This is a genomic window from Flavobacterium sp. ACN6, from assembly GCF_002304005.1.
Taxonomy (GTDB): Bacteria; Bacteroidota; Bacteroidia; order Flavobacteriales; family Flavobacteriaceae; genus Flavobacterium.
Map to the genome: position 1 here is coordinate 19,563 of NZ_MRCQ01000009.1, position 13,170 is coordinate 32,732.

A 13,170-nucleotide genomic window follows, 5' to 3' on the forward strand; every position below is an offset into this window, starting at 1 on the left:
ATGTCTTTAGTTTTAGTATTTTTGGTAAAATTCACAACTTCTATTGAAAAGAAAATACCTAATAGTATTGTTTGTATTGTTGTTTGTTTCTGCCTGTACCAAGAAAAAAACTTCAGATAATCTATCTTCTTCTAAAGATAGCCTTATTACCTATTTAGATTTGGCTAATGATATCAATTTGAGTTATGATCTTAAACAACAAAATGCAAAAAAAGCATTTTCGATTGTTAACGGTCAGGAAAATGATTCTCTTTACAGGGTCAATCTCTTTAAGATTGCTAATAGATATTATAATATGAATGATTTTAAATCATATCGCGATATATCACAATTAGCTTTAGAGAGCTCTATAACAGGAAAAGATTCAGCAAGTTCGGCTAAAGCTTATTCATATTTAGGAGATTATTATAGCTCAGCAGCGATTTCAGATAGTGCTTATAGGCATTATTTTAAGGCTCAAAAAATTTATACACAAATTAATGATGATCTTAATTTGGCGAAAACGCTAATAAGTAAAGCCAACTTACAGTTTAACGAAGGTGATTTTTTTGAAAGTGAAATCGGGGTATTCAAAGCTTTAGAAATATTGAAGAGTGAAAATAATGTAAATGATAAACTTTATGAATGCTATAATCTGCTTGGAATTCTTTATAATGAGAAAGAAGAATTTAATAAAGCTTTAGAATATCAAAACAAAGCACTTAGTACATTAAAAGATAAATCAATTCCAACAGACCTTCAATTAAAAGCGACGTCATTAAATAATATTGGTTTCATTTATATAAATAAAGGTGATTATAAAAAAGCTATAGTTTACTTTGAAAGAGGATTAGCTGAGAAAAATCTATTTAAAGAAAAGACCATCTTGTATGCAATGTTATTGGATAACTTAGGGTACGCTAAATTTAAATCTGGAAAGACAGATGGTCTTCCAGATGACTTTTACAGATCTTTAAAAATTCGAGATAGTTTAGGGTTAAGGGCAGCGATGATTTCTAATCAAATTCGATTATCTGAATATTATGCTTCTAAGAAAGACACTTTTAAAGCGATGCAATTTGCAAAGCAGGCTTTATTAGTTTCTCGCTCTTCTGGAAAATTAAATAATACTCTAGGGGCTTTAAAGCAAATTGCGATTGTTGATCCTGAAAACGCATCAAAATATTCAAAAGAGTACATTCAATTGAATGATAAAATGCTCAAAGCAGAACGTAAAATGGGAGAAAAATTCTCTCGAATCGAGTACGAAACCAACGAAATAAAAGATCAAAATTCCAATCTTCAGGAAAAAAATAAAACTTTGGTTTATGTTTTTAGTATTTGTACATTGCTCGGATTGTTTTTTTATGTTTATAAAACCCAGCAGGCAAAAAATCGTGAGCTTCTTTTTAAACAACAGCAGCAGATTGCAAATGAAGACATCTACAATATGATGATTTCACAGCAAAATGAAATTGAACTAACAAGGATCAAGGAAAAGAAAAAAGTTGCGCAAGACTTGCATGATGGAGTTTTGGGACGAATGTTTGGTATTAGAATTAGTTTGGACAGTCTGGATAAGGTTGATGAAGCCGAAGCAGCTTCTAAAAGGAAAAAGTATTTAGCCGAGCTTAAAAGTATTGAACAGGATATTCGTGAAATTTCTCACGATTTAAATAGAGAAAAATCGGAATTGATTAATAATTTTATTGTTATTCTTGGAAAACTATTTGAAGACCAAAGAAATACATATAGTTCAAAATTAATTACTTCTTTTGATCCTGATGTTAAATGGGAATTAATTAGTAATATTGTCAAGATCAATTTATATCGGATTATTCAAGAAGGACTTCAAAACTGTAATAAATATGCACAAGCAGATATTATTAAAGTGGAGTTTAAAAATGAAGATGATATTTTGATCCTGACTATCGAAGATGACGGAATAGGATTTAATACCAGCAGAACCAAAAACGGAATTGGTTTGCATAATATTGAATATAGAGCAGCAGAATGTAAGGGTACAGTTACTATAAAATCTGCCAAAGATGAGGGGACAATCCTCATTATAAAAATCCCAATAGATCCCAATAATAACCTGCAAAATAATGAACTTTGATTTAACAGCTCCAGTTCCGCAATTAGTTAAAAAGAATATTCTGATAGTAGATGATCATCCATTTATTATTGAAGGGTATAAAAATGCGATAATTCGTTATAAGCCAAAACAATATGAATTTTTTATTTCACAAGCTCATGATTGCAGATCTGCTTATGATATAATTGAAAATGACAACACACCTGTATTTGATATTGCTTTTTTAGATATCAGTATGCCTCCGTACGAAGAAAAAGAGATTTTTTCGGGTGAAGATCTGGCGAAATTACTTTCAGTAAAAATGCCTTCTTGCAAGATCGTTCTGCTTACTATGTATACAGAACTTCTAAAAATAAAAACAATAATCAGAACGATTCAGCCAAATGGTTTGATCATTAAAAATGACCTGACTTTTGAAGAACTGCTTCTGGCTTTTGATAAAGTAATGAAAAGCGAAAAATATTACAGTCATTCTGTAGTTAAGATGCTGAACCAATCTACGCACAATGCAATTGAAATAGATCAATATGATAAACAGATATTAGTTCATTTATCAAAAGGGATAGCGGGCAGTGAGATGCTTCAAAATATTCCAATTTCCTTAAATGCAATTGAAAAAAGAAAGAAACACCTGAAAGAACTGCTAAAAATTAGAAGCGGTTCTGACGAAGATTTGCTTAAAGAAGCCAAAAGTAAAGGGCTTTTTTAAAAAATGAAATCCCAAAAATGAAAATTCCAAATTCCAATACGTTAATCGCTATTAGAATTTGGAATTTTTTTATTTAGAATTTTCAAAAAAAATTTATTCTGTCAAAGCATCCCATCCACGTGCTTTTAAAGCAATTTTTGTGTTGGCACGAGTTACAAGATGAATTCCTTCATTTTCTTCGGCCATGTGACCGATAACGGAGAAATTTGGGTTTCCTTTTATTTTGTCAAAATCATTAATGTCAATTGTAAATAAAAGTTCATAATCCTCGCCTCCATTTATGGCAACAGTTGTACTGTCGATATTAAATTCTTCGCAAGTCGAAATAAATTGCGGATCCAATGGAAGTTTATCTTCGTATAAATTACAACCTACTTTTGACTGCTTACAGATATGAATAATCTCAGATGAAAGTCCGTCTGAAATATCAATCATTGCAGTTGGTTTAATATCTAAAGCATGAAGTAAAGTTCGAACATCTTTTCTTGCCTCAGGTTTTAACTGGCGTTCTACTAAATAAGTATACAGATCTAAATCGGGCTGATTATTTGGATTAACTTGGAAAACTTGTTTTTCGCGCTCCAAAACCTGCAGTCCCATATAAGCCGCACCAAGATCACCCGTTACAACTAATAAGTCGGTTTGTTTGGCTCCATTTCGGTAAACCAATTCATCTTCGTCTGCTTCTCCAATTGCAGTTATGCTGATAATTAAACCTTTTTGAGATGAGGTTGTGTCACCGCCAATTACGTCAACTTTATATTCTTTTGCAGCATGCGTAATTCCATCAAACAATTCTTCTAAAGCTTCAAGAGGAAAACGATTTGAAACCGCTACCGAAACTGTAATTTGTGTCGGTCTTGCATTCATGGCGCAAATATCAGATATATTTACCACAACAGATTTATATCCTAAATGCTTTAAAGGCATATAAGCCAAATCAAAATGAACTCCTTCTATTAATAAATCAGTAGAAACTACTACTTTTTTATCTTTAAAATCAAGAACAGCAGCATCATCACCAATACTTTTTAATGTTGATTCTTGAGTAACATCAAAATTTTTGGTTAAATGTTCAATTAAGCCAAATTCGCCCAATTGCGCTAAACTAGTTCTTTGTTGATTTTTATCTTCAATCATTTTTTTAAGGTGCAAAGGTTTTTAAGGTGCAAAGGTACAAAGGTTTTTTTTAAAGATGCTAAGATTCTGAGATGCTAAGATTTTAATTTTTTTTAGACGTTTATTTTTTAGAGACACATTGCAGTGCGTCTTTGCACAGTATTTACAAATAATTATCGTTTCATGCTAAAATGAGATCTGAATTCCTGAATTATGCCGTTTTGGGTATAAGTAACCCGAAACCAGTAGTCGGAAGAAGGAAGCGGACTTCCATCGAAATTACCATCCCAGCCAGCACCAGAAGGCTTAATCATTTTTAGTAATTTGCCATAACGATCGTAAATAGTGATGACAGCATCAGGTTGATAAGCCAGATCGGGGATATTCCAAGTGTCATTGTAACCATCGTTGTTTGGAGTGAAAAATTTTGGGTACTTCAGCACTTTGGCAAATAAAATAAAATTATCACAATTGGCTTTTATATCTCTTATTGTAATAGCATGTTCTCCAGAGTCAACATTCTTGAATATATTGCTGGTTTGAAAATCGCCATCATCCAGCTGATATTCATAGGTTCCGAAACCATTAGACAGGTTTACAATAATATCAATATTATCTTCGAATTCATCAGACACAGTTACGGTTGCAATTGCCGGACTCGATTTTTCGACAGTTACAGTAGCTGGATTATAACCGCAGTCGTTACCAATATCTGGTACGTTTTTCACGGGCACAACAGTATAAATTCCTTCCTTAATAGCGGTATAAATTGGCCCTGTGCCCACTTTACTTTCGTTAAAATACCACTCGACAGTATAATCTGGTGAATTAATGCCTGAATTCAATTGTGCTGAATGCTGTAGGTTTCCTGTTTGATAATCGACACAAATGACTCCGTTTGGTATAGCGAAATTTTTTAAAGGATAAATAGTAATGTAAAAATCATCCTGAGCAAAACAGCTTGAATTTGTAGCCGCGGCTGCGTAGATATACATTTTCTGGCTGGCACTTATTTTCTGCCCTGCTGCATATTGAGTTCCGGCTGCGTTGGCTTCACTAAAATAATTACCGACGGCTAAAGGAGGCAAAGTATAACTTTCGCAAATAGCAACATCAGGAGTGCTTGCTAATACAGGAGTTGGGGAAATGGTAACTGAAAAACTCTTTTCACTACCGCAGGTTAGACGTGTGCCCACAACAGCATAAACATAAATGGTCTGCGAGGTTTTTAATATGGTTCCAGCTGCAATAACGGGACCTTTTCCTCCTGGTTGTGCAAAATAATTACCCAATTTTAACGGTGGCAAAGTATAACTGTCGCAGACATTTATATTACTAAAGTTTCCAACATCTATTCCGTTGTAATTAACTTTAAAAAAGGTTTCATTGCTGCAGGAAGTAAAATCGGCCCATTCATTATAAATATAAATGGTTTGTGTTGTATTGATAATTGTTCCTTCGGGAAGCTGAGTTCCTGAACCTTTTGGGCCTCCTGCAGCGGTGTAATATTTTCCATTTTTAAGTTTTGGAAGTTTGAAATCGTTGCAGGTTACTACATCTGTAAAACTGTCAACCAGAGGAAGAGGTCTGATTTCGACAGTAAAACTATGCTCATTTGTACATTCCGGCCCTACAGAAAAGACATAAATAGTTTGTGTCGAGGTAATGATGTCGCCTGCTTTTAGTCGTGTTCCTCCACCGTTGGTTCTTGTAAAATAGTTACCATTTGTTAATGGAGTTAAAACATATCGTGCACATTCCAGTCTATTCGCGGGCGTATCTACCAATGGCAGCGGCTTTATAGTAATTTCATATTTTAGATTTTCGGTACAATTGGGTGCAGTTGTAGTTGCTGCATAATAATATATGGTTTGCGAATTGGTGATAACAGTTCCTGCTGGAATATTTTTTCCCTGACCACCTGGACTTTCATAGTAGCCGCCAATAGCAATGGGAGGCAAAGTAAAACTGCCGCATCTTGAAATCGGAACAAAAATTGGAGAATTTACAATGTCAATTTTAAAAGAATTTTCATTGGTACATCTTCCGTCATTGGCAAAAATATATACGGTCTGACTCGAAGTTATCCTGTCTCCCGCATTCAGGGCTCGCCCTAGACCTCCAGATAATGTAAAATAATTTCCGTTTGCCAAAGTTGGTAATGTGTACGAATCGCAGGTTACTACATTGGCAGGTTTATCTACCGCTGGTAAAGGATAAACTGTAAAGGGTACGGCTATGTCACGACACACCGCTCCATTTATCACGGCATAATAATAAATAGTCTCACTGGTTGTAAATACTGTTCCAGCGGGAATTGAATTTCCTTGCCCTCCAGACTGGGTAAAGAAACCGCCTACGGGCACGGTTGGAATGATATATTGACCGCAGGTCTCTTTTTTAAAACCAATTTCGTAAATCAGGATTACATTAAAGCTGGTCTCGTTAGTACAGTTGTTTGTTGTTGGTGCTTTGAAAATATAATAAACACCGCCTTTAGTGATAACATCTCCAGCATTTAGTTTAGTTCCTGTTCCATTTGGTCCTGTATGGTATTCGCCATTTGTAATTGGAGGCAATGTATAGCTATTGCAGGCAATAACATTCGGAATAATATCTACTGGCGGCAGTGAATTTATTATGACATTGAAATTAACTGTAGTATAACAAGACGAACTCGAGACATTTTCAACCCTTACCCAAATTGTTTGAGGCGATTGTGAAAAAGAGGTAATAAATGCCTTCGGATCAGAAATATTATTTCTGGCACTGTTGGCATCTATTTCGCTGTTGTAGTATCTGATTTTATATTCTGACGAATTTAATCCATTTAGTATAATGGTTTCCTGAACAGTTAAATCAACGGATACATTGTTAGAAATATTACAAGCAGTTAAGTCTGGTGGTTTTACAACATTGATGGGATTAGTTATCAATAAATTAAATGAAATTAAATTGTCACAAAAAAAGGTTTTATCATAAACAGGCACCACTTTTATATATATGGTTTGGTTTCCGGAACTTGTATAAGATGTTAATTGATTTTCGGGTATCATGGGGCCATTTGCATTGGCTGAAGCTAAGGAATCAAAATAATAAACAGCATATTTAGTTGGATCGATCCCTAATGCAGTTACATTATTTTGAGTTAAATCATATTGATAAATGCCAGTTGTGCTGTAACAGGCAGTTAAGTTTTTGGGAGATGTAATAACCAGTTCTTGAATTACAACTTCGTCTTTAACCACACAGCCGGAAAGTGTTGCTGTAACTCCGTAAGTTCCCGCTTTATCGACTGTCAAAGAATTAGTGGTTTCATTTGGAATGACCGCTCCATTTAACGTCCATACATAACTGAAATTACCAACAAGATCAGATTTAAGGGTGATTTTTTCGCCTTGGCAAATGGTTCTGTCGGGGCCTAAATCCATAGTGGTCATAAAACTGCCTCCTTTTATGAAAACTGCCGAATCATAATTGCTGTCGTTATAATCGCCAATAGCCAGTTTTATACGATAAGTTCTGTTTGGAATTACCGTTGAAGCAGCAGTTAAAACTTTGGTTTCTCCTCTCATATTGATAGGCGACTGCGATGGATTCGCAACATTATAACGATCAAATAAAGTAGCATTGGCTGATAAACAAGACGAATTATATTGTTGATCTCTAATGTTCTTAACCGAAACAGGCGTATTTGTTCCTGGGAGTACAGCAAGATTTGTTGAAATTCCCGTTGTTAAATCTGTCAATATGAAAGCAAAAACATCACTGAATCCACATTGAAATTCACCATATTCATTCGAAGCAAAAAGAAAATCAAAGCTAAAATTGCTTGATAATGGTGTAAAATCAAATTGAATAAAACTGACGTCTGTAACGGGTACAACTTGTCCGTTATTATCACTGATAACCTGCAGATCACTATCAGCAGCATTATTCAATTGACTGCTTTCGTTGTTGCCGCTGTATGATCCTTCAGTATATTTGGCGATTCCATTTCGTATAATGATGCCGCTAGAAATCGGAAAGTTTGGATTGGTGTTTGTGAATTTACCGATACCCTGATGTGACGAGAATTTGAAATTACTTTCGTTAGAACAGCCATTCTGCATCAACTCCGAACGTATCAGTTCAGGTATGTCCAAAGATGTTGTGTCGACTATAATTCCTTGTGCTGAAGATATTGCCGAATAAAATAATAAAAGTAGAAATAGAAGAAATTTCATAATTCATTATTTGCTGTAATCTTAAAGTTACGAAATTATTTCTTTTTAGCGTTTTGATTGTCAGTATTTTATGATTTTATTTCGCTTTTTGAATAAAAATGAATTATAAATTTAATTTTGTTAAAATGTAAAATATATAGATAAATGGGTGGAGAGAATGTAGAATTTAGTTACGGTTAAAGAATGAATAATAAAATATTATAAAATTATTTTTTCCTGCTGACAAACTGTTGTCACCAGCCCAACTTACTTTTGAAGTATTAAAAATATTTAAACTTTAAAACCATGAAAACATTAGAAGCACAAGTTATTACTTCAGAAGATTTGTTAAAACACTGGCAAGGGCACAGAACCCTGACTCGTCGTTTAATTGAAATTTTTCCTGAAAAAGATTTCTTCGAATTTTCAATAGGAGGGATGCGTCCTTTCGCAAAATTGGTTGATGAACTTTTAGCGATTGCAGTTCCAGGACTTAAGGGAATTGTAACGAAACAAACTGAAGCATTTTCGGAAGGAGGAGAAAAATTGATTTTTAAAGCGCAGTATCTTGAAAAATGGGATGAAGCTACAGAAGAAATTAATAAATACTGGGAGCAGTTATCGGTTGAAGATTTCAGCGAAACATTCAATCTTTTTGGGCAATATGAATTTCCTGTAATTCAGAATATTTTATATTTTATTGATAACGAAGTACATCATCGCGGACAGGCTTATGTGTATTTAAGAGCTTTAAATATCGAACCTCCATTTTTCTGGGAAAGATAAATCTTAGAAAAATAAATAAAAAAACTCCCAAAGATCGAATCTAATTCTCTTTGGGAGTTTTTTTATAAAAGTCTTTTTTTATTAATATCGAGAAGATTCAGCACTTTTTCCTTTAGTATTTCTGGTTCTAGAATTTTGGCATAATCTCCAAACATAAGAAACCATCTCGGGAAACCGCTTTCTATATCTCGACACATAAAAGTCATTTCTATTTGATCGCCAATTTCTTTTTCTGAAACAAAACCATGATATTTTCTTTCGGTTGCCAAATAGCGTGCTATTTTCTTTTCAATCAAAATACGGACTTTAGTTGTCGTGCAGGTTTCTGTTTTATTTAAATACGTTTCTAATGCATCATGTTCGATTGTAAAATCAAGTTCTGTTTTTTTAATTTGGTGAATACGATCCGTTCTAAACTGACGATAATCTTTTCGCAAATGACAGTAACCTAGAAAATACCAATTATTATTGTCATGAAAAACTCCAACAGGTTCTAGATTTCGCTGCGTTGTTTCATCTTTATCATAAGTTTTATAGGTCAAAAGAATCTGCTTCTTTTCGGCAATACTTTCAAACAAAACAGCTAAAGTGTTTGGAGAATTATCATTAAACATTGGCTCTGCCGTCTGCATAACCACTCTCGATTCAATGTTCGAAAGCCAGTCTTTGTCTGTACTTCTTAAAACCGATTTGAGTTTGTACATCGCAGATGTGTAATGCGTTCCTAAAGAAGGATCGGTAAATTTCTGCATCAGTTTTTCGGCCGCAATAAAGCTGCTCACTTCTTCGCGGGTAAACATAACAGGAGGAAGTCGATAACCATCCATTAAAGCATAGCCTACACCAGCTTCACTGTATATAGGAACGCCAGATGCTTCGAGCGTTCTAATATCCCTGTAAATAGTTCGTAAACTGCAGTCGAAACGATCTGCCAATTCTTGTGCTTTTACAATCTTTTTAGATTGTAATTGTATAAGAATCGCAACAATTCGGTCAAATCGTTTGGGAGTTTCGTCGAGCATTTTTTTTAAGATTCTAAGTTTCTGAGTTACTGAGGCACTAAGTTTTTTTGCTAATTCAAAGATACAAATGTAAAAAGTAAAGAGAAATAAAAAAGCTGTTCTAAACTAGAAAAGCTTTTACATTATAAGACGAATTAATTTAAACATTTTTTTGCATCTTTACAGAATTATAGTATTAAATTTTAGAATATAGAATGAAACTTCCTTTTGAGTCAGTTATTTTTGGTTATGAAATCAATATCCATTTAGTTTTAGAATATCTGGCATTTTTTTTAGGATATCGATATTATGTTTTTTTGAGAAAAAGAACGAACGATACTATTGTTTCTTCCAACAGATTATCAATCATATTGGGAGCTGCAATTGGAGCTTTTTTAGGTTCTAGAATTATGGGTTTTTTGGAAAATCCTGTTTTTCATCTTGATGAAACATCGATTTTAGACCTCTTCAATGCGAAGACCATTATGGGGGGATTGTTTGGAGGGCTTTTGAGCGTTGAAATTGCTAAGAAGGTGATAGGAGAAAAAGAATCATCGGGAGATTTATTTACCTTTCCGATTATTCTGGGAATTTTTATAGGAAGAACTGGTTGTTTTTTATCTGGAACCAATGAGTTTACATATGGAAAAGAAACGACCTTTTTTACGGGTATGAATCTTGGCGACAATATTATGAGGCATCCAATTGCCTTGTACGAATTAATTTTTCTGATCATTTTATTTTTTGTTCTGAAGAAATTAAAAAATAGAAATAAAAAAAACGGACTTATATTTCAGTATTTTATGATCGCCTATTTTGCATTTCGCTTTTTTGTAGAATTTCTGAAACCCAATTATTTCCTGATTTTTGGAATAAGTTCGATTCAGATTTTATGTTTGATTTGTCTGCTCTATTATAACAAAACAATTTTAAATTTATTTGTAAAAAATGCCAGTTAGAAAATATACTTATTATGACTTTACATTAAGCCTTTGTCCAGAATGCTTAAAGAGAATTGATGCTAAAATTGTTTTTGAAGACGAGAATGTCTACATCCTTAAAAGATGTCCAGAACACGGGAGTTCTAAGGTTTTGATTGCTGACGATATTGAGTATTATAAGAATATCCGAAACTACAATAAACCATCTGAGATGCCGTATACTTTTAATACAAAAACGCACTATGGCTGTCCGTACGATTGTGGTTTATGTCCAGATCATGAACAGCATTCTTGCCTTACAGTTGTTGAGGTTACAGATCGATGTAATCTGACATGTCCAACTTGTTATGCTGGTTCATCGCCTAGTTATGGCAGACACCGAACTCTTGAAGAAATAAAAGCAATGCTCGATACGGTTGTTAAAAACGAAAAAGAACCTGATGTCGTGCAGATTAGCGGTGGAGAACCAACCATACATCCTGAATTTTTTGAAATTTTGGATTACGCAAAATCAGTTCCAATAAAGCATTTAATGCTAAACACAAACGGAATTAAAATTGCAAAAGACAAAGAATTCGTTCAGAGGTTAAAAAGCTATTCTCCAGATTTTGAAATCTATCTTCAGTTTGATTCTTTTGAAGATAGTGTATTACAAGAATTGCGTGGAGCCGATTTAAGCGAAATACGAAAACAGGCTTTAGAAAATCTAAATGAAGTTAATTTGTCAACCACTTTGGTTGTTACGCTTCAAAAAGGATTAAACGATAATGAAATAGGTAAAATTATTGAGTTTGCACTAAAGCAAAAGTGCGTTCGAGGCGTTACATTTCAGCCGACTCAAATAGCGGGTAGATTAGAGAACTTTAACTTAGAAACCGATCGCATGACTTTAACAGAAGTAAGAAGAAAAATTCTGGAGCAAACTACCGTTTTCAATTCAGATGATTTACTTCCTGTTCCTTGTAATCCTGACGCTTTAGTGATGGGTTATGCGTTGAAGTTAGGAGATGAAGTTTTTCCGTTAACGCGATATATTAATCCAAATGATTTATTGGATAATAGTAAAAACACTATTATTTATGAGCAGGATGAAGTGCTTCGAGGTAAAATGATAGATTTGTTTAGCACCGGAAATTCTGTAGAAGCAGCGCAAGAAAACTTGAAATCGATATTATGCTGTCTCCCTAATATTGATGCGCCTGAATTAGGTTACGATAATCTGTTTAGAATTATTATTATGCAGTTTATTGATGCCTATAATTTTGATGTAAGGGCAATAAAAAAATCATGCGTACATATTGTCAATAAGGATAATAAAATTATTCCTTTTGAAACCATGAATTTGTTTTACAGAGATGATAAAGTAAAAAGATTAGAAGAATTAAGAACTAACACATAAAGAATATGACAGCGTTAGAAGTAGGTAATTTAGATGGTTTAGTCGCATTTTTTGTTGCAATTATGGTTGGTCCGCCAATTTTAATGGCTATCATTGGTTTTGCAATTAAGAAAAATAGCCCCAATGGAGCAAAGGTTTGTTTTATTATAGGAGCCCTATATCTGATTATTGGATTAGGAATATGCGGAACGCTTTTATCATAAGAAAAAGCCAAACAAATAAAATTATTTGGGAATAAAAAAGCTGTCCCAAATTGAGACAGCTTTTTTATAAGTAAATAGCAGGACGATTTAGAATCTGTACAAAAGACCAAATTGCGGTTGATCGAAGATATTTTCAAATAAATTAATATTTAATTGGAAAGTATCAGATGATGGTCCGTCTTCTGGAGAAACACTGTTGTAAGACAGCATATTTGCTAATACAAAAGTTACAGCAATGTTTTTAGTAACAAAATAGTTTAATCCCACAGTAATATCAGCAGTTAAACTGTTATCAGTATCACTTCCAACATTTGGAATATCAGTTTTGTTTCTTCCAAATCCTAAACCAGCTTCAGCATAAGTTTTTAAACGTTTTTTGTCTAATTCTAAGAAATAGTAACGAGCAAAAGCACCAACTCCAAAAACATTAGTTTCTACTTGTGTAGTTTCTACTTTATTGCTTGCATAATTTAGTTTAGCTCCTACTGCAAATTTATCATTTAGTAAATAGCCAAACTTTGGGCTGAAGCCGTAATAGTCCGCATCACCACCTGTGCTAATTTTGATCGAACCTTCAAGAAACATATCACCGCTTTGAAAAGTTACGCCTTTTGCTGAGTTCATTTCCGAATCAACTTCTTCTTGTTGTGCGTTAGCAAATGAGAAAGTTAACATCGATAAAAGAATAAAAAATTTAGTTTTCATAATAATAATTTTAAGTTGTAAGATT

10 protein-coding genes are annotated in these 13,170 nt (G+C 33.6%); 6 read left to right on the forward strand and 4 right to left on the reverse strand.

The window, feature by feature from the left end; genetic code table 11:
• The first annotated feature begins 43 nt into the window (after positions 1-43).
• Positions 44-2,098: an ATP-binding protein gene (locus BSF42_RS14590; protein WP_172426696.1), complete on the forward strand. Its 2,055-nt coding sequence runs from the start codon at positions 44-46 to the stop codon at positions 2,096-2,098.
• Complete coding sequence (locus BSF42_RS14595; protein WP_095953824.1) at positions 2,088-2,786, forward strand: response regulator; 699 nt, start codon at positions 2,088-2,090, stop codon at positions 2,784-2,786. Before BSF42_RS14590 ends, BSF42_RS14595 begins: the two co-directional genes overlap by 11 nt.
• A 93-nt stretch (positions 2,787-2,879) precedes the next feature.
• Here the strand turns inward: BSF42_RS14595 and thiL are convergent, their stop codons facing one another.
• Both thiL and BSF42_RS14605 read right to left on the reverse strand, forming a co-directional pair.
• Positions 2,880-3,926, reverse strand: coding sequence for a thiamine-phosphate kinase (gene thiL, locus BSF42_RS14600; protein ID WP_095953825.1), 1,047 nt, complete (start codon positions 3,924-3,926; stop codon positions 2,880-2,882).
• A gap of 152 nt (positions 3,927-4,078) precedes the next feature.
• Positions 4,079-8,131 carry a T9SS type B sorting domain-containing protein gene (locus tag BSF42_RS14605; protein WP_095953826.1) on the reverse strand — a complete coding sequence of 1,351 codons (4,053 nt, stop codon included), beginning with the start codon at positions 8,129-8,131 and terminating at the stop codon, positions 4,079-4,081.
• 285 nt (positions 8,132-8,416) lie between these two features.
• On the opposite strand from BSF42_RS14605, the gene BSF42_RS14610 reads away from it, so the two are divergent.
• Positions 8,417-8,896, forward strand: a complete 480-nt coding sequence (locus BSF42_RS14610) for a DinB family protein (protein ID WP_095953827.1) — start codon at positions 8,417-8,419, stop codon at positions 8,894-8,896.
• Between the two features lie 62 nt (positions 8,897-8,958).
• Here the strand turns inward: BSF42_RS14610 and BSF42_RS14615 are convergent, their stop codons facing one another.
• A complete protein-coding gene (locus BSF42_RS14615; protein WP_095953828.1) occupies positions 8,959-9,918 on the reverse strand; it encodes a YafY family protein in 960 nt (319 codons plus the stop codon).
• A gap of 194 nt (positions 9,919-10,112) precedes the next feature.
• Here BSF42_RS14615 and BSF42_RS14620 point away from each other — a divergent pair, with 194 nt between their 5' ends.
• The 3 genes from BSF42_RS14620 to BSF42_RS14630 are packed head-to-tail and all read left to right on the forward strand — an operon-like array spanning position 10,113 to position 12,440.
• On the forward strand, positions 10,113-10,856 hold the full coding sequence (locus tag BSF42_RS14620; protein WP_095953829.1) for a prolipoprotein diacylglyceryl transferase: 744 nt from the start codon (positions 10,113-10,115) through the stop codon (positions 10,854-10,856).
• Positions 10,846-12,237 carry a radical SAM protein gene (locus tag BSF42_RS14625; protein WP_095953830.1) on the forward strand — a complete coding sequence of 464 codons (1,392 nt, stop codon included), beginning with the start codon at positions 10,846-10,848 and terminating at the stop codon, positions 12,235-12,237. Before BSF42_RS14620 ends, BSF42_RS14625 begins: the two co-directional genes overlap by 11 nt.
• A gap of 5 nt (positions 12,238-12,242) precedes the next feature.
• Positions 12,243-12,440, forward strand: a complete 198-nt coding sequence (locus BSF42_RS14630; protein WP_095953831.1) for a hypothetical protein — start codon at positions 12,243-12,245, stop codon at positions 12,438-12,440.
• Between the two features lie 87 nt (positions 12,441-12,527).
• Here the strand turns inward: BSF42_RS14630 and BSF42_RS14635 are convergent, their stop codons facing one another.
• Positions 12,528-13,145 (reverse strand): outer membrane beta-barrel protein, encoded by a 618-nt coding sequence (locus BSF42_RS14635; RefSeq protein WP_095953832.1) that lies wholly within the window; start codon positions 13,143-13,145, stop codon positions 12,528-12,530.
• Positions 13,146-13,170 lie beyond the last annotated feature (25 nt).

Excerpts from the sequence above, each read along its gene's own strand:
- BSF42_RS14595 (WP_095953824.1), top strand. The coding sequence starts at position 2,088 with ATGAACTTTGATTTAACAGCTCCAGTTCCGCAATTAGTTAAAAAGAAT.
- thiL (WP_095953825.1), bottom strand. The coding sequence starts at position 3,926 with ATGATTGAAGATAAAAATCAACAAAGAACTAGTTTAGCGCAATTGGGC.
- BSF42_RS14605 (WP_095953826.1), bottom strand. The coding sequence starts at position 8,131 with ATGAAATTTCTTCTATTTCTACTTTTATTATTTTATTCGGCAATATCT.
- BSF42_RS14610 (WP_095953827.1), top strand. The coding sequence starts at position 8,417 with ATGAAAACATTAGAAGCACAAGTTATTACTTCAGAAGATTTGTTAAAA.
- BSF42_RS14615 (WP_095953828.1), bottom strand. The coding sequence starts at position 9,918 with ATGCTCGACGAAACTCCCAAACGATTTGACCGAATTGTTGCGATTCTT.
- BSF42_RS14620 (WP_095953829.1), top strand. The coding sequence starts at position 10,113 with ATGAAACTTCCTTTTGAGTCAGTTATTTTTGGTTATGAAATCAATATC.
- BSF42_RS14625 (WP_095953830.1), top strand. The coding sequence starts at position 10,846 with ATGCCAGTTAGAAAATATACTTATTATGACTTTACATTAAGCCTTTGT.
- BSF42_RS14630 (WP_095953831.1), top strand. The coding sequence starts at position 12,243 with ATGACAGCGTTAGAAGTAGGTAATTTAGATGGTTTAGTCGCATTTTTT.
- BSF42_RS14635 (WP_095953832.1), bottom strand. The coding sequence starts at position 13,145 with ATGAAAACTAAATTTTTTATTCTTTTATCGATGTTAACTTTCTCATTT.